The organism is Formosa agariphila KMM 3901 (assembly GCF_000723205.1).
Taxonomy (GTDB): domain Bacteria; phylum Bacteroidota; class Bacteroidia; order Flavobacteriales; family Flavobacteriaceae; genus Formosa; species Formosa agariphila.
This window is the reverse complement of the sequence record NZ_HG315671.1, coordinates 439,810-460,978: the sequence shown is the minus strand read 5'-3', so window position 1 is coordinate 460,978 and position 21,169 is coordinate 439,810. Positions and strand designations below refer to the sequence as shown.

At 35.0% G+C, this 21,169-nt stretch carries 17 protein-coding genes and 2 riboswitches; of the genes, 1 reads left to right on the top strand and 16 read right to left on the bottom strand.

Annotation, left to right across the window (positions count from 1 at the left end; translation table 11 throughout):
- Positions 1 to 160: 160 nt before the first annotated feature.
- Entirely contained in the window at positions 161 to 1,057 is an 897-nt protein-coding gene (gene gldA / locus BN863_RS01880; protein ID WP_038526802.1) for a gliding motility-associated ABC transporter ATP-binding subunit GldA, read from the top strand.
- Here the strand turns inward: gldA and BN863_RS01875 are convergent, their stop codons facing one another.
- From BN863_RS01875 to BN863_RS01800, 16 genes are all read right to left on the bottom strand, one after another.
- Positions 1,058 to 1,813: a head GIN domain-containing protein gene (locus BN863_RS01875; protein ID WP_242404062.1), complete on the bottom strand. Its 756-nt coding sequence runs from the start codon at positions 1,811 to 1,813 to the stop codon at positions 1,058 to 1,060.
- On the bottom strand, positions 1,814 to 2,905 hold the full coding sequence (locus tag BN863_RS01870; protein WP_038526799.1) for an acyloxyacyl hydrolase: 1,092 nt from the start codon (positions 2,903 to 2,905) through the stop codon (positions 1,814 to 1,816).
- A 33-nt stretch (positions 2,906 to 2,938) separates the two neighbouring features.
- Entirely contained in the window at positions 2,939 to 3,895 is a 957-nt protein-coding gene (metF, locus tag BN863_RS01865) for a methylenetetrahydrofolate reductase [NAD(P)H] (RefSeq protein WP_038526797.1), read from the bottom strand.
- Positions 3,895 to 4,137 carry a hypothetical protein gene (locus tag BN863_RS01860; RefSeq protein ID WP_038526794.1) on the bottom strand — a complete coding sequence of 81 codons (243 nt, stop codon included), beginning with the start codon at positions 4,135 to 4,137 and terminating at the stop codon, positions 3,895 to 3,897. Before BN863_RS01860 ends, metF begins: the two co-directional genes overlap by 1 nt.
- A gap of 13 nt (positions 4,138 to 4,150) precedes the next feature.
- Positions 4,151 to 6,832 carry a methionine synthase gene (gene metH / locus BN863_RS01855; protein ID WP_038526791.1) on the bottom strand — a complete coding sequence of 894 codons (2,682 nt, stop codon included), beginning with the start codon at positions 6,830 to 6,832 and terminating at the stop codon, positions 4,151 to 4,153.
- Between the two features lie 25 nt (positions 6,833 to 6,857).
- Positions 6,858 to 7,859 (bottom strand): homocysteine S-methyltransferase family protein, encoded by a 1,002-nt coding sequence (locus tag BN863_RS01850; RefSeq protein ID WP_038526788.1) that lies wholly within the window; start codon positions 7,857 to 7,859, stop codon positions 6,858 to 6,860.
- Between the two features lie 50 nt (positions 7,860 to 7,909).
- Positions 7,910 to 8,027, bottom strand: a riboswitch (SAM riboswitch).
- A gap of 77 nt (positions 8,028 to 8,104) precedes the next feature.
- The gene (gene cysM / locus BN863_RS01845; protein WP_084817447.1) at positions 8,105 to 8,998 is read right to left on the bottom strand and encodes a cysteine synthase CysM; all 894 of its coding nucleotides are present in this window, start codon (positions 8,996 to 8,998) and stop codon (positions 8,105 to 8,107) included.
- Positions 8,991 to 9,758, bottom strand: coding sequence for a serine O-acetyltransferase EpsC (gene epsC / locus BN863_RS01840; protein ID WP_038526786.1), 768 nt, complete (start codon positions 9,756 to 9,758; stop codon positions 8,991 to 8,993). Before epsC ends, cysM begins: the two co-directional genes overlap by 8 nt.
- 91 nt (positions 9,759 to 9,849) lie before the next feature.
- Positions 9,850 to 10,902, bottom strand: a complete 1,053-nt coding sequence (locus tag BN863_RS01835; RefSeq protein ID WP_038526783.1) for an NAD(P)/FAD-dependent oxidoreductase — start codon at positions 10,900 to 10,902, stop codon at positions 9,850 to 9,852.
- Positions 10,903 to 10,942: 40 nt separating this feature from the next.
- Positions 10,943 to 11,722, bottom strand: a complete 780-nt coding sequence (gene cobA, locus BN863_RS01830) for a uroporphyrinogen-III C-methyltransferase (protein ID WP_038526780.1) — start codon at positions 11,720 to 11,722, stop codon at positions 10,943 to 10,945.
- A complete protein-coding gene (locus BN863_RS01825) occupies positions 11,709 to 13,817 on the bottom strand; it encodes a HEPN domain-containing protein (RefSeq protein WP_038526777.1) in 2,109 nt (702 codons plus the stop codon). Before BN863_RS01825 ends, cobA begins: the two co-directional genes overlap by 14 nt.
- Before the next feature lie 13 nt (positions 13,818 to 13,830).
- Positions 13,831 to 14,457, bottom strand: coding sequence for a phosphoadenosine phosphosulfate reductase domain-containing protein (locus tag BN863_RS01820; RefSeq protein ID WP_038526775.1), 627 nt, complete (start codon positions 14,455 to 14,457; stop codon positions 13,831 to 13,833).
- Between the two features lie 110 nt (positions 14,458 to 14,567).
- Entirely contained in the window at positions 14,568 to 14,975 is a 408-nt protein-coding gene (locus tag BN863_RS01815) for an RrF2 family transcriptional regulator (RefSeq protein ID WP_038526772.1), read from the bottom strand.
- 26 nt (positions 14,976 to 15,001) lie between these two features.
- Positions 15,002 to 16,168 (bottom strand): trans-sulfuration enzyme family protein, encoded by a 1,167-nt coding sequence (locus BN863_RS01810; RefSeq protein ID WP_038526769.1) that lies wholly within the window; start codon positions 16,166 to 16,168, stop codon positions 15,002 to 15,004.
- 4 nt (positions 16,169 to 16,172) lie between these two features.
- The gene (gene thrA / locus BN863_RS01805) at positions 16,173 to 19,574 is read right to left on the bottom strand and encodes a bifunctional aspartate kinase/homoserine dehydrogenase I (RefSeq protein ID WP_038526766.1); all 3,402 of its coding nucleotides are present in this window, start codon (positions 19,572 to 19,574) and stop codon (positions 16,173 to 16,175) included.
- Positions 19,575 to 19,626: 52 nt separating this feature from the next.
- A complete protein-coding gene (locus BN863_RS01800) occupies positions 19,627 to 20,910 on the bottom strand; it encodes an O-acetylhomoserine aminocarboxypropyltransferase/cysteine synthase family protein (protein WP_038533011.1) in 1,284 nt (427 codons plus the stop codon).
- Positions 20,911 to 21,030: 120 nt separating this feature from the next.
- A riboswitch (SAM riboswitch) is annotated at positions 21,031 to 21,154 on the bottom strand.
- Positions 21,155 to 21,169 lie beyond the last annotated feature (15 nt).

Genomic DNA, 21,169 nt, shown 5'->3' with positions numbered 1-21,169 from the left:
TTGCATGTATTGCTTTTCTTGGGCACTAAAGTAATTAATAATTTTACATTACAAAACCTTTCATTTATTTTTTTTCAAATTGTTGTTATAGTTTTAAAGATTTTAAGGTAATTCGTAAAATAAATTATATAATGTTTACTTTTGAACAAAGTATAGTAAAATGTCAATAAAGGTAGAACAGCTTAGTAAAGTGTATGGTACACAAAAAGCTTTAGATAACGTTTCTTTTTCTGTAGGCAAACCCGAAATTGTTGGTTTCCTTGGTCCAAATGGGGCAGGAAAATCTACAATGATGAAAATATTAACCACGTTTATAGACCCCACATCTGGTGAGGCTGAAGTGAATGGGTTTAATATTAATACTCAAACTAAAGCGGTTCAACAAAGTGTAGGTTATCTTCCAGAGCATAATCCGCTATACCTAGACATGTATGTGAAGGAGTATTTAAGTTTTAATGCCGAGATATATAAAGTCTCTAAACAACGTATTTCCGAAGTTATAGAACTTACTGGCTTAACACCAGAATCGCATAAAAAAATTGGGCAACTTTCTAAAGGTTATCGTCAACGTGTAGGTTTAGCCAACGCCTTATTACACGACCCTGAAGTTTTAATTTTAGATGAACCTACAACAGGATTAGATCCAAATCAATTGGTTTCTATTCGAGAATTGATTAAAACCATCGGACAAACAAAAACTGTTTTTCTTTCTACCCATATAATGCAAGAGGTTGAAGCTATGTGCGACCGTGTTATTATTATCAATAAAGGTCAGATTGTATCTGATAAAAAATTGAAAGATTTACAAGCTGGAAAAGCACAAATTGTTTTGGTAGAATTTGACTTTCGTGTAGAAGATGCTTTTTTATTGCGTTTACCGCACGTAACATCGGTAGTTAACACCTATGGATTTGTATATGAGATTACCTTCTCAACTACTGAAGATATGCGTCCGAAGGTATTCGATTTTGCACATGATAACGAATTGAAAATTTTTCAACTGACTCAGAAAAATGAAAGTTTAGAAGAATTATTTAGAACGATGACACAAGATTAATTACTCTTGAAAATATAATTGGCCCTTATATTTTGTGTCAACTTCTACAATTTCAGGTTTATTTTTAGAGATTACATCTCCTGTACTTACAAGTTCTCCTGTTAATAATTCTTGCGGATTAACAATGATATCGTTACTTCCTCTGTGAAAAATGTTTACCGATTGTGCAATTAGATTTGCACCTTCAAAACGACCTGCTCCAGCATAAAACCCTACGGTTAATTTATTAGTAGTTCCTGAAATATAAAACACTGAAATATTATTAGACACAACTATCAGTTCTTCAACATCTAACTGCAACCTAAAATCGCCTACATTAAAGCTTTCTTCAGCATTAAAATCTTCAGAAAACAACTGTAATTCATCAAGTGTTAACACACCTTCAGATTTCACTTCAAACTGTGTTGAACTTCTAATCTGATAAAAAGATGTTGGCGTTGTTATTGTTATTTTTGTTGGATCGTAATTTCTAAATAAATTACACGTGTTATTATCTGTAAGTTGCAATTCACCATCGATAACATGAACCTCTACATCGTTCATTAAATTTTCACCAGTTTCTATAAAGGCTTTTAATTCTGAACCTTGAATTATGGTCAATTCAATATTTCTATTAACTAAAATTCTATCGAAAGTATCAATACCAATGGTTTTAGACGTTAGTTCTCCGGTGGTCTGAAAGCAATCAGACGCATCTTCGCTATCGCAAGAACACAGTAAAAACACTACAAATATGGCTATTATTTTTTTCATCATCTACAATCGTATTCCTACTCCAAATTCAACACATTCTGCTTTTGCTCCGTGAGTTTTTAAACTAAGTGCTGCAAACCATTTTTCTCCAAAATAACGCTTTAAACCGATTCTTAGATACGTTCTTCCTTCAAAATCGAACGGATAATACACATAATAGCCGACTTGAGATTCTACAGACATTTTATTGATAAACAATTCGTGCCCAACAAATAAACCTACACGCTTATAATCGGTATCTGGGTCTATATTATTTTCTGGAAAAGCTACAGCGTTATAGTCAATTAAATCTTTTAAGAAATTTGAAAAGAATATATCTGTTCCAAATTGCACAGCACTCTTTTTAGACAAACGTTTATCGGCATATGCAGAAAGCACATAGAATGCAGATTGCCCCATGCCAATAACATCGCTTTCATTTACACCACTACGAAAAGCAAAATTATACTTTATAGGTTGCGTAAAATTTTCTTTTACAACTGTATGCTTATACTCCTGATCTTCATCGTCTAAATTATATGTTAGACCCACATTTAGTGTGACTGAATTTATACTCGAATTTGGCGCCACTACATTGGCATTAGAATAATGAATAAGCGATACACCCGCTTGAAGTCCAAAACGGTCGAAAATACGTTCCCGCTTATAATTCAGCATAAAATACGTACTACTTAAAATTGTAGAGCCGAAGGCGATGTTTTTATAATTATCGTATTTATCGTACGGATTGGTATTATAGGCTAAACCTTGACCAATACGAAACATTAAATGCCTCTTAAAGAAATAAAAATTATAATGCGCATAAAGCGCATAGTTATTTCCTAAGGTTTCACTTTTTAAATTCTGATACGAAAAAGAAGCACCATAGTCTGGATAATTATACCCTTCTTGCCAATCTTCTTGTCCGAACGTTTTTTTATTCCAACTTACAATAACACCTTCAGGATGACCTTCAATAAGATGTAAAATATAGTTGTTATGAAGCGCTATATTACCTTGAAAATAGTTAACATCGACATAAGATGATTTGAATGTCTCTTGAGAATACATCATCAACGATGTCAGGAAACACAATAAAAGTAGCAGTTGCTTCATAAAAATAAATAAGGGGCAAAAGTAACCGAATTCTTAGAATAAAGCGGATGCTATGGCTTTTATATTATCACTTTTTCCCATAGAATAATAATGTAAAAATGGTACACCTGCAGCTTTTAATTCTTTAGATTGCTGAATAGCAAACTCGATACCTACTTGTCTAACAGCTTTATTGTCTTTACACCTTTCTACAGCATCTATTAAATCTTCTGGTAAATCGATTTTAAACACTTGAGGAAGAATTTGTAAATGACGTTTTACGGCCAAAGGTTTGATTCCCGGAATAATTGGAACCGTTATACCAATCTCTCTAGCTTTTTCTACAAAATCGAAATATTTCTGATTGTCGAAAAACATTTGTGTCACCACATAATCTGCACCAGCATCTACCTTCGCTTTTAAACGTTTTAAGTCCGTATTTAAAGACGGGGATTCCATATGCTTTTCTGGATATCCAGCTACACCAATACAGAAATCGTAATTATGCTCTACTTTAATATCGTCGTGAAGGTATTTTCCTTGATTTAAATTTGAGATTTGCTCCACCAATTCACTAGCAAAATGGTTTCCACCTTCTGTGGCTATAAAATACGACTCATCTTTACGTGCATCTCCACGTAAAGCCACAACATTGTCTAAGCCTAAATAATGACAATCTACTAGCACATATTCGGTTTCTTCTTTAGTAAATCCACCACAAAGTAAATGCGGAATAGCGTCTACTTTATATTTATGCATAATTGAGGCACAAATCCCAACAGTTCCAGGACGCATACGCGTGATTCGCTTATCTAAAAGTCCGTTACCTTTATCGACATACACATACTCTTCGCGAGACGTTGTAACATCTATAAATGGTGGTTTAAACTCCATTAACGGATCTATATTATTATATAAATCTTGAATATTTTTACCTTTCTGAGGCGGAATAACTTCAAAAGAGAATAATGTTTTTCCGTTGGCTTGTTTTATGTGATCTGTAACTTTCATTATTTCGTCAATGCCTTTTTAATCGTTTCGTAGTCTTCTTTATATTCCCAATAAACAAGTCGACCATCTGTATAATCTGTTAATATAAAATTTTCACTAACCGATTTAATGCGTGAAATTGCTATAATTTTCTTGGTAAAATCTTCAGCTTCTACACGTTCTGTAATTTCTTTATTATGAGCATCGAAACCATGAATAATAACGTGGCCACCCAAATGTATTTCTATAAATTTCTTACTCATAATTATTATAAATTTAATCGGCTAATGTTGGACTTAACCACTTCTCTGCTTCTTCGTTACTAATACCTCGACGTTTGGCATAATCTACCAATTGATCGTTGGTAATTTTTCCTAAGCCAAAATACTTTGCTTCTTTATTAGCAAAATAATATCCGCTTACACTAGCAGCTGGCCACATGGCTAAGCTGTCTGTAATTTCTACCCCAATTTCTTCCTTAACCTTAAGAAGTTTCCAAATGGTTTTCTTTTCTAGGTGATCCGGACATGCTGGATATCCTGGTGCAGGACGCACACCTTTATAGGTTTCTTTAATTAAATCTTCGTTAGAAAGTGTTTCATTAGAATCGTAACCCCAATAATTGATTCTAATTTCTTTATGAAGATATTCTGCAAAGGCTTCTGCTAAACGATCGGCAAGCGCCTTAATCATAATTGAATTATAGTCGTCGTGCTTCGCTTCGAATTCTTTTGCTAATTCTGCAGTTCCAAAACCTGTACTTACACAGAAACATCCCATATAATCTGTTATTCCAGTATCTTTAGGTGCAATAAAATCTGACAACGCAAAATTAGGAACACCTGCACGTTTATCTAACTGCTGACGTAAGGTTAAAAAGGTAACTTTTGGTTTGCCATCTTCACCATAAATCTCAATATCATCATCGTTAACGCTGTTTGCAGGAAACAGTCCGAAGATTGCTTTAGCGCCCAACAATTTCTCATCGAATACGCGTTTTAATAATTCCTTTGCATCGGCAAATAATTCTGTTGCTTGTTCGCCCACAACCTCATCGGTTAAAATATCCGGATATTTCCCGTGTAAATCCCAACTTCTAAAAAACGGACTCCAATCGATAAATTCCTCCAGTTTAGTAATGTCGAAATCTTGAAGCACTTGAACTCCTAACTGATTCGGTTTTACAATGTCTGAGGTATTCCAATCAATTTTAAATTTACGCTTTCTAGCCTCTTCAATCGTGACAAAGTTTTTCTTCTTACCACGTTTTAAGAATTGCTCACGGAACTTCTCGTACTCTTCACGAATTTGTTCTTTATATATTTTATTGTCTTTATTCAATAAATTCCCAACTACGGTAACTGCTCTAGAGGCATCATTAACATGCACTACAGCATTGGTATAATTAGGCGCGATTTTAACAGCCGAATGTGCTCGCGATGTGGTTGCACCACCAATAAGTAATGGAATGGTAAACTTCTGACGCTCCATTTCTTTAGACAAATACACCATTTCGTCTAACGATGGTGTTATTAATCCGCTTAATCCAATAACATCTACATTTTCAGCTTTAGCGGTTTCTATAATTCGCTCTGGCGGCACCATAACACCAAGGTCTACGATCTCATAATTATTACACCCAAGTACCACACTTACAATATTTTTACCAATATCGTGTACGTCTCCTTTAACTGTCGCCATTAAAATTTTACCAGCAAACTCTTGCTTACCGTCTTTTTCTGCTTCAATGAAAGGTTGTAAATAGGCTACGGCTTTTTTCATCACTCGAGCAGACTTAACCACCTGAGGCAAGAACATTTTTCCGCTTCCGAATAAATCTCCAACCACATTCATTCCAATCATTAAATGGCCTTCGATAACTTCGATAGGCTTTGCCGATTCTTGACGTGCTTGTTCTACGTCTTCAATAATAAAGGCATCAATTCCCTTTACTAGAGCATGCGTAATTCTATCTTGTAACTCGTGACTACGCCATTCTAAAATTTTGGCTTCATCAACTTTTTTATCTCCTTTTACAGTTTCTGCGAAGTCTAATAACCGCTCTGTTGCATCATCACTACGGTTGAATAATACATCTTCTACATGTTGTAAAAGATCTTTAGGAATTTCGTCGTAAACCTCCAACATGGTCGGGTTTACAATTCCAATATTTAATCCATGTTTGATGGCGTGGTATAAGAATGCAGAGTTTATTGCTTCACGAACAACGGTGTTTCCTCTAAACGAAAACGACACATTACTCACTCCTCCAGAAACATTGGCGTACGGTAAATTTTCTCGAATCCATTTTGTTGCATTAAAGAAATCTAATGCATTTAAGCGATGCTCTTCCATTCCTGTAGCCACAGGAAAAATATTTGGATCAAAAATAATATCTTGAGGTGGAAACTTAACTTTATCGACCAAGATATCGTAAGAACGCTTACAGATATCTATTCGACGCTGATAGGTATCGGCTTGACCATCTTCATCGAATGCCATTACAACCATGGCAGCACCGTAACGTTTCACCAATTTAGCATGATGAATAAACGCCTCTTCTCCTTCTTTTAAACTGATTGAATTTACTACCGATTTTCCTTGAACTACCTGAAGTCCAGCTTCAATAATATCCCATTTCGAACTATCGATCATGATAGGCACACGAGCAATATCTGGCTCTGAAGCAATTAAATTCAGGAATTTTACCATGGCTTCTGCACCATCTAACATTCCTTCATCCATGTTCACATCGATAATTTGCGCACCACCTTCTACTTGGTCGCGGGCAACATCTAGAGCTTCATCAAATTTTTCTTCTTTAATTAATCGTAAGAATTTTCTAGAACCGGTAACATTAGTTCGTTCTCCTACATTTATAAAATTACTTTCTGGAGTCACGATTAATGGCTCTAATCCAGAAAGACTTAAATATTTAGGCTTATTATTTTTTGACATGCTGTTTTTTCTTTTCGATTCTCAATTAAGCGCTAACAACGGCTTGTCTAGGTTTATATTTTGCAGCAACTTCTGCAATTAGTTTAATATGTTCTGGTGTCGTACCGCAACATCCTCCAATAATATTAACGATGTTTTCTTTTAAATAACTCTCGATAAGCTCTTGCATTTGCTCTGCCGTTTGGTCGTATTCTCCAAAAGCATTTGGCAATCCTGCATTAGGATGTGCAGACGTATAAAACTCTGTTTCGTTAGATAAACGACTTAAGTAAGGCTGTAATTGATCGGCTCCTAAAGCACAATTAAACCCAACACTCAATAAAGGGATGTGAGAGATTGACAATAAAAATGCTTCAACAGTTTGACCAGACAATGTTCGGCCAGAGGCATCAGTTATCGTACCTGAGACCATAATCGGAATTTTAATACCGCGTTCTTCTTGTACTTGATCTATGGCAAACAATGCCGCTTTAGCATTTAAAGTATCGAAAATAGTTTCAACTAAAAGCATATCTACACCACCGTCTAACAACGCTTCTGTTTGCTGATGATAGGCCTGTCTTAATTCTTCGAACGTTACTGCGCGATATTCCGGACGTTCTACATCTGGAGATAAACTTGCAGTACGGTTTGTTGGACCAATACTACCTGCAACAAATCTAGGTTTATCTGGGTTTTCTTTAGTTATTTCGTCTGCTACTTGCTTTGCAATTCTAGCCGATTCGAAATTAAGTTCGTACACCAAATCTTCCATGTCGTAATCTGCCATAGCGATTGTTGTTCCCGAGAAGGTGTTGGTTTCTACAATATCTGCTCCAGCTTCGAAATATTTACGATGAATATCTGCAATAGCTTGCGGTTGGGTTAACGACAATAAATCGTTATTTCCTTTTAATGAAGATAGGTAATCTTTAAAACGCTCTCCTCTAAAATCTTCTTCAGAAAAATTATAACGTTGCAACATGGTACCCATAGCACCGTCTAGTACTAAAACACGTTCTTGTATGGCTTGATAAATATTTGACATTTTTGATGTTTTATATCAGTATGTCATCAGGAAAGAAAGGGATTTCTCTTGGGTTATCTGCCCCTTTGAAAATGGTTTCATTGAGTAGAATGTAGCACCTTCTTTAAGTGTGGTAAAGGGTTGCTAAGGCTTCACCGGGTCTATCCCCTCTGCCTTTCGTGATAACGAATTATTATGATTATGAACTAAGCTGCAAATAAAGGTAATATATATTTATTTTCCTCATATTTACAGCAATTATTATGCTAATTATCGAATAATGGGGACGATAAATAACGATCTCCGCGGTCGCAAATTATAGCTACGACAACTCCGGATTCTAAATTTTCTATAATTTTTAAGGCACTTGCTACAGAACCTCCACTGCTCATGCCTGCAAAGACACCTTCTTCTTTGGCTAAACGCTGCGTGATCATTTTGGCATCTTCTTCACTAACATCAACAACTTGATCGACTTTAGTTTTATCGAAAATTTCTGGCAAGTACGCTTCTGGCCACTTACGAATACCCGGGATTTTAGCACCATCTTTAGGTTGTGCTCCTACTATAGTTATGCTTTTATTTTTTTCTTTTAAATATGTAGATACGCCCATTATGGTTCCGGTAGTTCCCATTGCAGAAACAAAGTGCGTAATTTCACCTTGGGTTGCGTCCCAAATTTCTGGTCCCGTAGTTTTATAATGTGCTTTCCAGTTATCTGAGTTCGAAAATTGATTCAGCATAAAATAGCCTTTCTCCTCATGTAATTTTATGGCATAATCACGAGCACCTTCAATACCAACATCACTAGAGGTTAAAATTAATTCTGCACCATAAGCACGCATGGTTTTAATTCGCTCTTCGGTTGAATTTTCTGGCATAATAAGCACCATATTCACACCTAATAAAGGCGCAATAAATGCTAAAGCAATTCCGGTGTTTCCACTAGTCGCTTCAACTAAAGTATCGCCTTTTTTAATATCGCCACGCTTTAAAGCTTCGTTTATCATATTAAACGCAGCTCTATCTTTTACACTTCCTCCTGGATTATTTCCTTCTAATTTCAGAAATAATTTTACATTTTTATTATCATGTAAATGTGTAACTTCTACTAAAGGTGTTTTCCCTATTTGATCTAAAATACTTTCAGATTTAATCATTCTTTCTAGATCTTATGTTAAACTCCTTTTGGTAAGTTAAGATTGAACCTTGCGGAATAGAAACTGTAACACAAACATTTGCACCTATTATAGTATCTGCACCAATTACCACATCGCCACCTAATATAGTAGCGTTGGCGTAAATGATAACATTATCTTCGATAGTAGGATGACGTTTTGTTGCAGACAAACTCTTTTTAACCTGAACACCTCCTAAGGTTACCCCTTGATAAATCTTCACATTATTTTTTATAATAGATGTTTCTCCAATTACAATTCCGGTGGCATGATCTATGAAAAAAGAATCTCCAATTTCTGCACCAGGATGAATATCTGTACCTGTTATACCATGAGCATATTCACTCATCATTCTAGGAATAGTTGGTACATTTAACTTATGTAATTCATGACTTAAACGGTAGATTGCAATAGCATAAAAACCAGGATACGCTAAATACACTTCTTCTAGACTTTTAGCCGCTGGATCATGCTGCTCGATAGCAATAGCATCTAAATCTAGACGACGTCTTGTACTTGGTAAATTAAACTTAAACGTTTCCCAAATATTAAATGCATCGTCTATACTTAGTTTTCTACACATGTCTAGAAATAGATTCTCTAGATGCTGTAATTCTGTTGCAGGCTCATCGTCGAACATAACATAAAACAAATGTTTTGTGAATGTTGCAATGGAGTCTTTTAATCTAACATTATATGTTTTTGAAACTAGTTTATTTTGCAATTTTGTATCTTCTATCATAAAAAAACGCCTTATTATTTTAAATAACAGTCGGAATTAGTTCAACTAATTTACAGTCTATTTTACAAAACGACTAATTTAAAATTAGATTTTATACAATAGCTTGTACTACTGCTTTTGGAGCTTCTTTACGTGTACCGTCAAAACCATCAATTCCACTCACCGTTGTGTATTTAAGCACATACTTTTTACCTGGATTAATAATTTTATACGCTGATTGACACATTAATGTAGCCTCGTGGAAACCACAAAGAATTAATTTTAACTTCCCTGGATACGTATTTACATCTCCAATAGCATAAATTCCAGGTATGTTTGTTTGATAATCTAAGGCATTATCTACTTTAATTGCATTTTTTTCTATCTCTAATCCCCAATTTCCGATAGGTCCTAATTTTGGAGATAAACCGAATAATGGGATAAAGTAATCTGTATCTATTGTAAACTCTTCATCTGCTTTTTTAACAGTCACACCTTCAATATGATTTTCTCCAGCAACGCCAACAACTTCTGCAGGTGTTACTAAATTTATTTTCCCTAGAAGTTTTAATTCTTGAACTTTTTCTACAGAATCTAAAGCGCCACGGAATTCGTTACGTCTGTGAATAAGTGTTACTTCTGAAGCGATATCGGCTAAAAAGATACTCCAATCTAGAGCAGAATCTCCTCCACCTGAAATTACAACACGTTTATTTCTATATTTTTCTGGATCTTTAATAAAGTAATCTACTCCGTGATCTTCGTAATTTGCAATATTTTCAATCAATGGTTTTCTAGGTTCAAAAGACCCTAAACCACCTGCAATAGCAACTACTGGCGCTTGATGTTGAGTACCTTTATTTGTAGTGACAATAAACGACCCATCTTCTTGTTTTTCTATAGTTTCAGCACGCTCTCCTAAGGTAAACCCAGGTTCGAATTGCTTTCCTTGCTCTAACAAGTTTTTAGTTAAATCTCCAGCTAATACTTCCGGAAATCCTGGAATATCGTATATCGGCTTTTTTGGATAAAGTTCTGAACATTGTCCACCAGCTTGTGGCAAAGCATCAATTAAATGACATTTAAGTTTTAATAATCCTGCTTCAAACACAGTAAATAATCCTGTCGGCCCTGCTCCTATTATTAATATATCTGTTTGTATCATTACTAAATATTTTTTACTGAAATATGATTTTATTTTTTTTCTAAAACGCCGATTTTAACTCGTGCAATTCGGTTTTTATTCGATCTAAACTAGTGCGTTCACTTACCACCTCACCAATTACTATTATAGCTGGAGACGTTAACTGTTGTTGTTTAACCACATCTTGGATAGATTGTATGGTACCAATTCCTATGTTTTCGTTAGCATAAGTTCCGTTCTGAATAATTGCTACGGGAAGGTCTTTCTTATTTTCGTTTGAAAACAATTCAACAATTTCCGGCAGTTTACTCATTCCCATTAAAATCACTACTGTGGCAGACGACTTGGCTGCTAGTGCTATATCGCTAGATATTTCGTGATTCTTGGTTGTTCCTGTAATTACCCAAAAACTTTCGGAAACACCACGTTTTGTTAACGGAATACCTTGGTTTGTTGGGACCGCTAAGGCAGACGACATTCCTGGAATAACATCTACTTTAAGTTTTTTTGATTTTGCATATTCGATTTCTTCTGCTCCACGTCCGAAAACAAATGGATCTCCTCCTTTTAAACGAACCACATGCCCAAAGCTCTTTGCACGTTGTACAATAAGCTCATTAATTTGTCCTTGTTGATACGCGTAACACCCTTTACGTTTCCCAACAAAAATAACTTCCTTAGTGGGTGAAGCGTATTTAAGTAAGTCAACATTTATAAGTGCGTCGTACAAGATTACATCTGCAGATTCAATTGCTTTTACCGCTTTAAGCGATATTAAATCTGGATCTCCTGGACCGGCACCTACTACCGTTAGTTTAGGTATGTTGTTAGTTGTTTGCATAGACTAATTCGCGTGTTCTAAAAACGTCGATGGTGTTGAAAAAAGCTTTGGTTTGGTTAATATATGTGGTTGCAAATTCTTTTGTTGGTTCGTTTTTATTGATTTCATAAATAAAATCTGAAAAACTACTATTTGTATCTAATGTAATTTTATTAGAAGCAATAAATGTTTCGTCGAACAACCCTATAATGTTTGCTTGAGAATTGGTTTTTACATCTTCTGAAAGCAATAAAGCTTTAGCCGCATTTACACTTGCTGTATAAGCTAAGTAAATGGCATCTGCCCATTTTGTTGTAGATCCGTATACCTCTTCTGCCTTTTCTAATTTCTCTTTAGCTTCTAACAATAAAGTCGCTACTAAATCGATAACAACACCTGCACACTCTCCTACTCCAACTTCTTGCTTGTATTCTTCTTTATTACCCCAATCGATAAAATCGCTAGGTTGTAAGTTTTCTGTATCTGATAACGTTACTAAGAAATTATAAAAATATTTCTGTCCGTCTCGACGGTCGTAATATTCTAAAAATGATTCTCCTGGATTTCCGTTAGTTTCAAAATCATCTAAAATTAAACGTAATGCTTGAGGTCCTCTTTTAGAAGGTAACTTGATTACTTTATCTGAAAAACGACCTTCTCCATTTCCTAATACACCACCACCTAATAATACTTGTACAGCAGGCGCTACTAATTTATCTTTAGTACGAATAGACATCCCTTGAAAACCAATGTGTGCCATGTTGTGTTGGCCACAAGCATTCATACATCCACTAATTTTAATAGCGATATCTTGGTTGTTAATGTATTGTGGATATTCTGAATATAAAACTTTCTCTAACTCATCTGCCATTCCTGTACTACTTGCAATACCTAAATTACAGGTATCTGTTCCTGGGCATGCCGTAATATCTGTAGTTGCATTATATCCTGTTGCTACAAAATCTAAAGCCTTTAATTCTTGATAGAAGAATGGTAATAACTCTTCTTTTACGTGACGAATTAAAATGTTTTGTCTTAATGAAAAACGTAACTCATCGGCTGCATAGTCTTTAATTAAAGCGGCAAGTTTTCTTGCTTTATCAGTATAAAAATCACCTAATTTCACTTTAATTCCTATAGCATATAATCCGTCTTGTTTCTGAGGGATTACATTTAAAGCTCTCCAACTATTGTAAGCATCCTCATCTTCTATATGCACTTCAGGGATAGCAACATTGCTTAACTTTATAGCTTCATCTTTTACTTCGATGTGTACTTCTTGATTAGATAATGCTTTTTGTTCAGCTTCAACTAATTCTAAGAATTTTTCTAAACCTTCATCTTTTATTAAGAATTTCATACGTGCTTTCATTCGTCTAGCACGTTCACCATGACGATCAAAAATACGTAATACACTTTCTATTAAAGGAATAACTTTATAGGTTGGTAAGAACTCATAAATTAAATCTGCACTTCTTGGTTGAGATCCTAAACCACCTCCAAGTAAGACTCTAAACCCGCGTTCTCCATCTTTTATCTTCGGAATAAATCCTAAATCATGAATATAACTTAAAGCTGTATCTGCATCTGAAGACGAAAACGACATTTTAAATTTACGACCCATTTCTTGACAAATAGGATTACGTAAAAAGAATTGGAAAGCCGCATGCGCATATGGCGTCACATCGAAAGGTTCATTTACATCGATTCCTGCAGTTTCGCTAGCGGTTACATTTCTTACGGTATTACCACAAGCTTCACGCAAGGTTACATCGTCTTGTTCTAATTGAGACCAAAGTTCTGGAGTATCATCAATACTTACGTAGTGAATTTGAATATCCTGACGTGTTGTAATATGTAATCTCCCTGTAGAAAAACGATCCGAAACATCAGAAATTCTTAATAACTGATTAGAAGTCACTTTTCCGTAAGGTAATTTTATACGTATCATTTGAACGCCTGGTTGACGTTGCCCATATATACCACGAGCTAAACGTAAACTTCTAAAACTTTCGTCGGTTATACTACCTTCATTAAATAATCGAATCTTTTTTTCTAATTCAATTATATCCTGTTCTACAACTGGGTTCTCTATTTCTGATCTAAAACTTTGCATGATTCTTTTTCATTTATTGAAAGTGGATTCCACACTCTCTATTTTGTAAGGCTTTTGTTGGGTCAAAATAAAATTGGTTTTTAGGAAGATTTTGTTCTACGATATACGCATCTAAATCTTCGTCTGACCAATAGTAAAATGGACTCACTTTTAAAACACCATCTTTACTCCAGCTTAAAATATCTTTAGACTTTCTGTATTCAGTTTGTCTTACACGGATATTTGTAAACCAAAGTTCTGGAGCTTGTTCGGCTAGAGCTCTACTAAATGGCTCTAGCTTTACAATCTCTGTAAATTCGGCATGTTTTGGACTGGTTACGTCTGGGATTCCTATTGTTGTTTCAACTACCGATTTACTCAACAAAGGCTCATATTTTTGAACATTTAAGTTGTACGTCTCAATTAGATTTTCTGCATGGTCATACGTTTCTGGTGTATTAAAAAGCGTATCACACCACACTACTTTAATGTCGTTATCTTGTTTTGAAATAGTACTTAACAACACTGCAGAATATACTCCAAAGCTTGTAGTAACTATTTTCTTATCTGTTAACGCCAAAGCCCAATCAATTATCTCTTGAGGGGTTTTGTGTCTTAATTCCTTATTCCAATACGAAATATCTATTGTACTATCCAACATAATTTCTTCTTTAACTTAACTACATCTGTTAATCCTATCGATTTAGTAGGTTATTTGACAAATGTATATGTTGTTCCCAACATATGCAAACTAATTTTAAAAAAATAATGTTAAACTAAATCGGCTAACGACTTATTATTGAAGATGTCTAGTGTTTTGTCACGCACTTCTGCCATTAAAGTATGCACGCCGCAAAGGGTCTCATCTGGGCAATCGTCGCACTTTTCGTAGAAATTTAAACTTACACATGGCACCATGGCAATTGGCCCTTCAAGGGTTCTCATTACCAAAGACATTTTTATGTCTTCTGGAGCTTTTAGCAAATAATACCCACCGTTTTTTCCTTTCTTAGAACCTAAAACGCCTATTTTCCGAAGGGTTAACAGTATGCTTTCCAAGAATTTTTGTGAAATATTTTCACTCTTAGAAATCATACTGATTTGTACTGGCGTATTATTTTCTTGACGCGCTAAAAATAGTAAGGCCTTTAGACCGTATTTGGTTTTCTTTGAAAGCATGATGCAAATATACTGATTTTTAAAACTTAATCTAAAGCCTGTTTTAAATCCTTAATAATATCATCTGTATGCTCTAATCCCACAGAAATACGAACTAAACCGTCTGTAATACCTGTTTCTAATCTGTCTTCGGTACTTAGTTTACTATGTGTTGTAGATGCCGGATGTGTTACAATAGTACGTGTATCTCCAAGGTTTGCCGATAAGGACAATACTTTAATTTTGTTTAAGAATGCACGACCACCTTCTACACCGCCTTTAACTTCGAACGCGATAATATTACCACCTTGTTTCATTTGTTTTTTAGCAATGTCGTATTGTGGATGCGACTTTAAAAACGGATATTTTACAAGTGTTACATTATCATGCCCTTCTAAAAATTCGGCAACTTTTAATGCATTATCGCAATGTTTATCTACACGAACCGCTAAGGTTTCTAAACTTTTAGACAACACCCATGCATTGAATGGAGATAGCGCTGGACCTGTATTTCTTGAAAACAAATAGATTTCGCGAATTAAATCGGCACGACCTACAGCAACGCCTCCTAAAACACGACCTTGACCATCCATTAATTTTGTAGCAGAATGAATAACGATGTCTGCTCCAAATTCTATTGGGTTTTGTAAATACGGTGTGGCGAAACAATTATCTATCACCAATAAGATGTTATGTTTTTTTGCAATAGCACCTAAAACTTCTAAATCTATAATATCTACAGCAGGGTTTGTTGGACTCTCTGCATATAAGATTTTTGTATTTGGAGTAATTAGGCTTTCAATTTTATCGACATCATTGACATTAAAGTATGATGTTTCTATATTCCACTTCGGAAGAAATTTAGTAAACAGCGCATGTGTAGAACCAAACACAGAACTTGCCGACACAATATGATCGCCACTGTTTAAAAGCGCTGCAAAAGTTGAAAACACGGCAGACATTCCCGTAGCAAATGCATAACCACTTTCGGCACCTTCCATTTTACAAACTTTATCTATAAACTCTGATGTATTTGGATTTGTAAAACGGCTGTAAATATTACGTTCTTTTTCTTCTGTAAATGATGCACGCATATCCTCGGCATCTTCAAAAACAAAGCTTGAACTTAAATATAAAGGTGTTGAATGTTCTAAAAACTGAGAACGCTCTGTTTGTGTTCTAATAGCTTCTGTTTCGAAATGATTATCTTTCATGGTACTAATACGTGTTTTTTTCTGTTAATCTTAAAATATCTCCAAATACACCACGAGCGGTAACTGCTGCTCCTGCACCTGCGCCCTGAATCACTACGGGCTGATCGCCATAAGACTCTGTGTAAATTTCGAAAATTGAATCGGATCCTTTTAAAGATCCTAATGGTGAGCTTTCTGGAACAGATACTAATTTTACTTCTAATTTAGCACCTTTTTCATCGGCTAAATCACCGTGTAAATCACCTATATATCTTAAAACATGACCTGATTTTTGTTGGTCTTTAATGCTTTGATATAAATCGTCCATTTCTGTAAACGATTTTAAAAAGGCTTCTTTATCTATACGTCGTAAATCTTCAGGAATTAAATTCTGAATATCAACATCAGTAATTTCGTTATGTAAGTCCAATTCTCTTGCCAAAATTAATAATTTTCTAGCAACATCGTTCCCACATAGGTCTTCTCTTGGATCAGGCTCTGTAAATCCTTGGTCTACGGCTTCTTGTAGTACCTTTGAGAATGGTTCGTTTTTAAGCGAATAATTATTAAATAAATAACTTAACGACCCTGAGAACACACCTCTAATTTTAGTAATATTTTCTCCAGATAAATGCAAGAGCTTAATCGTATCGATTAACGGTAACCCTGCTCCAACATTAGTTTCGTAAAGATAGTTTTTCTGATTTTTAGCCAAGACTTGTCTCAATTCACTATAGAATTTAAAATCGACTGTATTTGCTATTTTATTAGATGAAACAAGGTCGAAACCATGCTCTACTAACGGAATATAATTAGAGACAAAAGTTGCACTCGCTGTGTTATCAATTGCAATTAAGTTTTCTAAATGATGCTTTTTGGTATATGCCACTAAACCTTCGAACGTAAAATCTTTTCCGTTTTCTTGCAAGTCGGCTTTCCAATTAGCACTTATCCCTTTTCTATTTAACAGCACTTGTCTTGAATTTGCAATCGCAAAAATATTCAATTTTATGCCTTTACGTTTTTCAATATCTTTAGCCGAAGCAATAATCTGATCGATTAATGTTCCACCTACTAATCCATGACCAAAAATAGCCAAGTTTATTTTTTTAGATATTCCAAAAATCTCTCCATGAATCACATTTAAAGCTTTATGAAGTTGTGATTTTCTAACCACCAAACTCACGTTTTCACCTGTAATGGTATTGTTGAAAAGCAACGGAACAATCTGATTTTTAATCAGTGCATTAAACGGTTTGTGGAACGTACTTAAATCTTGACCTACAATTGAAATTACAGCAACATCATCTATAATTCCAATTCTATTAACATCTTGAACATAAAAATCGGTTTCAAACTCACGCTCTAAAGCAATTACAGCTTGCGATGCTTTATCGGCATCGACCACCAATCCTAATCCACGTTCAGACGAGCCTTGCGAAATAATACTTACACTAATATCGTTTGCACTTAATGTTTTAAACACACGCGCATCGACACCTACTTTTCCTAATAAACCGCGGCCTTCTAAATTAATTAACGCCACATTATCTAAAACCGATAATGAACGAATGCCTTTAGAAGCTGTTTTAGCTGTTATTAAAGTTCCTTGGTCGCCGCTATTAAAAGTATTTAAAATACGGAGTGAGATATTTTTCTCTAATAACGGAATAATCGTTTTGGCATGTAAAACCGTTGCACCAAAATTAGCCAACTCGTTCGCCTCTGCAAACGATAATTCTTCAATCTTTTTGGCATCTGGAACCAAGTCTGGATTTGCCGTATAAATTCCGTTTACGTGTGTATAATTCTGCAATTCTTCAGCATCTAAGAAATTAGCTAAAAGTGCTGCCGAATAATTACTTCCGTTTCGACCTAAAGTCGTTGTTTTATTATCTTGATTAGAGGCGATAAATCCTGTTATAATATTTACCGTATCTCCATTATATTTTTTAAAATGCTTTAAAACATTCTCTTTAGACACTTTGGTATTTGGCTGTGCATTACCATAAGTATCATCTGTTTTAATAAGTAATCTAGAATCTGTTGCATGGGCATTAACACCGCGTTTATTGAGTAATTCTGCTACTAATTTAACCGATAATAATTCACCTTGAGCTAAAACTTCATCTTTAATTTTCTTACTGTAATCTCCTAATAACTTTACACCACCGAACACTTTATCTAGAACTGAAAACTCTTCAGAGAAATCGATTTCCGGACAAGGTTCAATTTGATAGGCTTTAAAGGTTTCTAAATCTTTTTTATAAGACTCATCATTTTTAGCCTTCTTAAGGATATTTTCCAACTGGTCTGTAGACGAGCCTCTAGCCGAAAGTACAACTGCTATTTTTTCATCGTTCTTAACTTTATTTTCTATAATATTAAGAACCGTTTCTAGGCCTTCTCCATTGGCGAGAGATTTCCCTCCAAACTTCAAGACTTTTAAACGTTTATTTTTCAATTCCGGTTTAAATATGCCTTCTACAATGGTTTCTAATTGTTCAAATTCAATTAAAAATGCATCATGACCGTGATCGGAATGAATTTCGTTATACGTTACATTTGGATGTGTAAGTGCTAATTTTTTTTGTGTTTCACGATTCTCTTCAGCTGTAAAAAACAAATCAGAATCCACACCAACGATTGCAATATTAGATTCTATAATATCCAAAACATTTACATCTTCAGGTCGCCCTTTAGTGACATCAATAGTACGTAACAATTGATTCATTAATTTATATGCTGAAAGCTGAAAACGCTCTTGTAATTTGTTTCCGTGATGCAATAACCAACTCTCGACATTAAAGATTTCTAAATCTTCATTCTTACTTCTATGAAAGCGTTCTTTAAACGATTTTGGTGTTCTATAACACAACATGGCATGCATACGCGCATCGTGAACAGGGTTATTAGAGTTCATTAAAAACTGCTCCTGAATTTGACAGTTTGCAATTAACCAATCTGTAGATTTCCAGTCGGTTGCCACCACAATTAAATTCTCGGCTAACGTAGGATGAATAACAGCCATTTCCCAGGCAATACCACCACCTAAAGAGCCTCCAACCATAGCAAAAACCGAATCTATTTTTAATAATTCAAGCCCTTTTAAAAAGATATTTGCCATATCGCGAGCTACGAAATCTTTATAATTCTCGATAACAAATCCGTCATATCCATTACCTGGAATATTAAACGACAGGACCGTAAATTTCTTAGTATCTATAATTTTATTATCACCAATAAGATCACTCCACCAGCCGCCTTCACCAGCAACGTTACTGTTTCCGGTTAGTGCATGATTTACTAAAACAATTGGCGCTTCGTGTAGGGGTTGCCCAAACACTTCGTAAGACAATTGAATAGGTAAGACTGCACCACTGATGGTTTGGTAGGAATCTAGAGAAATAAATTGTAAATTTTTCATGTCGCAATATATAAAAGCTTCGAGTTAAAAGGGCTTAATTTAAAAGAAACTGTTAGGCGTTTTTAACAGCTTCGAAGGCTTGTTTTAAATCAGATTTTAGATCTTCTAAATCCTCTATTCCTACAGATAAACGCACTAAATCTTTAGTCACTCCAGAAGCTGCTTGAGCCGCATCATCTAACTGCTGATGCGTGGTACTTGAAGGGTGAATGATTAATGATTTGGTATCTCCAATATTTGCTAAAAGTGAGAATATTTGAGTTTTATCGGCTATAATTTTAGCAGCATCAAAACCACCTTTATGCCCAAATGTTACCATACCGCTTTGGCCTTTTGGAAGGTATTTATCTGCTAAAGCTTTATATTTACTACTTTCTAAACCTGGATAATTTACCCAAGCAATTTCGTCTTGTGTTTCCAACCATTGTGCTAAAGCCAAAGCATTTTCACTATGTTTTTTAATACGTAATTCTAAAGTTTCTAACCCTTGAATAATTTGAAAGGCGTTAAACGGACTTAAAGCACTACCATAGTCACGTAAGCCCTCAATTCTAACTTTAGCAATAAACGCGGCTTCTTTTAAAACCTCGCTATATACTAACCCGTGATATCCTGCAGATGGTTCTGTAAATTCAGGGAATTTTCCGTTTGCCCAATTAAATGTTCCAGCATCGACAATAACACCTCCTAAACTTGTGCCGTTTCCGTTAATGTATTTTGTTAACGAGTGAATAACAAGATTTGCACCGTATTGAATTGGATTTAATAAGGCTGGAGAAGCCACTGTATTATCTACAATTAAAGGAATATCATTCGCTTTAGATACTTTGGCAATAGCTTCAATATCTAAAACATCTAATTTCGGATTCCCTAAAGATTCAATAAATACAGCTCGTGTATTATCTTGTACTGCAGCTTGAAAATTTTCAGCCTCAGAAGGGTCTACAAATGTGGTTGTAATACCGTGTCTTGGTAAAGTAACAGCCAATAAATTGTAGGTTCCGCCATACAAACTACTAGATGCTACAATATGATCTCCAGCTTTTAATAATGTTAATAAAGCTGTAGAAATCGCCGCCGTTCCAGAAGCAGTAACAACTGCTGCAATACCGCCTTCGATTGCTGCTAGACGCTGCTCTAAAATATCGTTAGTAGGGTTGTTTAATCGTGTGTAAATGTAACCTGGTTCTGCCAGCGCAAATAAGTTTGCTGCATGGTCTGAATCGTTAAACACATAAGATGAAGTTTGATAAATTGGCACCGCACGTGTTCCTCCATTTTTTGTAACATCGTGTCCTGCGTGCAACGCTTGTGTTGCGAATTTTTGTGTACTCATTTTTCTTTCTTTTTGAGTTAATAAATTAAAACTAAAAGCCAAATGCACCCTAATTTTTAAGGCATACCTAATAGAAAAATGTTAAAAAGAAAAATTAAAATTACTGCTAGCAATTTCGTTTAGTTATCTATCTAAATCCCCGATAAATGAATCGGTTTTTAAGTAGAATTTAGCACCTTCTTTATAAGTTAAAGGGTTGCTAAGGTTTCAGCGGGTCTAATCCCTCCACCTTTCTTGATAACATTTCAATATGTAATTG

Bases quoted from the DNA above. Each gene is read 5' to 3' on its own strand.
- gldA (WP_038526802.1), top strand. From the start codon at position 161: ATGTCAATAAAGGTAGAACAGCTTAGTAAAGTGTATGGTACACAAAAA.
- BN863_RS01875 (WP_242404062.1), bottom strand. From the start codon at position 1,813: ATGATGAAAAAAATAATAGCCATATTTGTAGTGTTTTTACTGTGTTCT.
- BN863_RS01870 (WP_038526799.1), bottom strand. From the start codon at position 2,905: ATGAAGCAACTGCTACTTTTATTGTGTTTCCTGACATCGTTGATGATG.
- metF (WP_038526797.1), bottom strand. From the start codon at position 3,895: ATGAAAGTTACAGATCACATAAAACAAGCCAACGGAAAAACATTATTC.
- BN863_RS01860 (WP_038526794.1), bottom strand. From the start codon at position 4,137: ATGAGTAAGAAATTTATAGAAATACATTTGGGTGGCCACGTTATTATT.
- metH (WP_038526791.1), bottom strand. From the start codon at position 6,832: ATGTCAAAAAATAATAAGCCTAAATATTTAAGTCTTTCTGGATTAGAG.
- BN863_RS01850 (WP_038526788.1), bottom strand. From the start codon at position 7,859: ATGTCAAATATTTATCAAGCCATACAAGAACGTGTTTTAGTACTAGAC.
- cysM (WP_084817447.1), bottom strand. From the start codon at position 8,998: ATGATTAAATCTGAAAGTATTTTAGATCAAATAGGGAAAACACCTTTA.
- epsC (WP_038526786.1), bottom strand. From the start codon at position 9,758: ATGATAGAAGATACAAAATTGCAAAATAAACTAGTTTCAAAAACATAT.
- BN863_RS01835 (WP_038526783.1), bottom strand. From the start codon at position 10,902: ATGATACAAACAGATATATTAATAATAGGAGCAGGGCCGACAGGATTA.
- cobA (WP_038526780.1), bottom strand. From the start codon at position 11,722: ATGCAAACAACTAACAACATACCTAAACTAACGGTAGTAGGTGCCGGT.
- BN863_RS01825 (WP_038526777.1), bottom strand. From the start codon at position 13,817: ATGCAAAGTTTTAGATCAGAAATAGAGAACCCAGTTGTAGAACAGGAT.
- BN863_RS01820 (WP_038526775.1), bottom strand. From the start codon at position 14,457: ATGTTGGATAGTACAATAGATATTTCGTATTGGAATAAGGAATTAAGA.
- BN863_RS01815 (WP_038526772.1), bottom strand. From the start codon at position 14,975: ATGCTTTCAAAGAAAACCAAATACGGTCTAAAGGCCTTACTATTTTTA.
- BN863_RS01810 (WP_038526769.1), bottom strand. From the start codon at position 16,168: ATGAAAGATAATCATTTCGAAACAGAAGCTATTAGAACACAAACAGAG.
- thrA (WP_038526766.1), bottom strand. From the start codon at position 19,574: ATGAAAAATTTACAATTTATTTCTCTAGATTCCTACCAAACCATCAGT.
- BN863_RS01800 (WP_038533011.1), bottom strand. From the start codon at position 20,910: ATGAGTACACAAAAATTCGCAACACAAGCGTTGCACGCAGGACACGAT.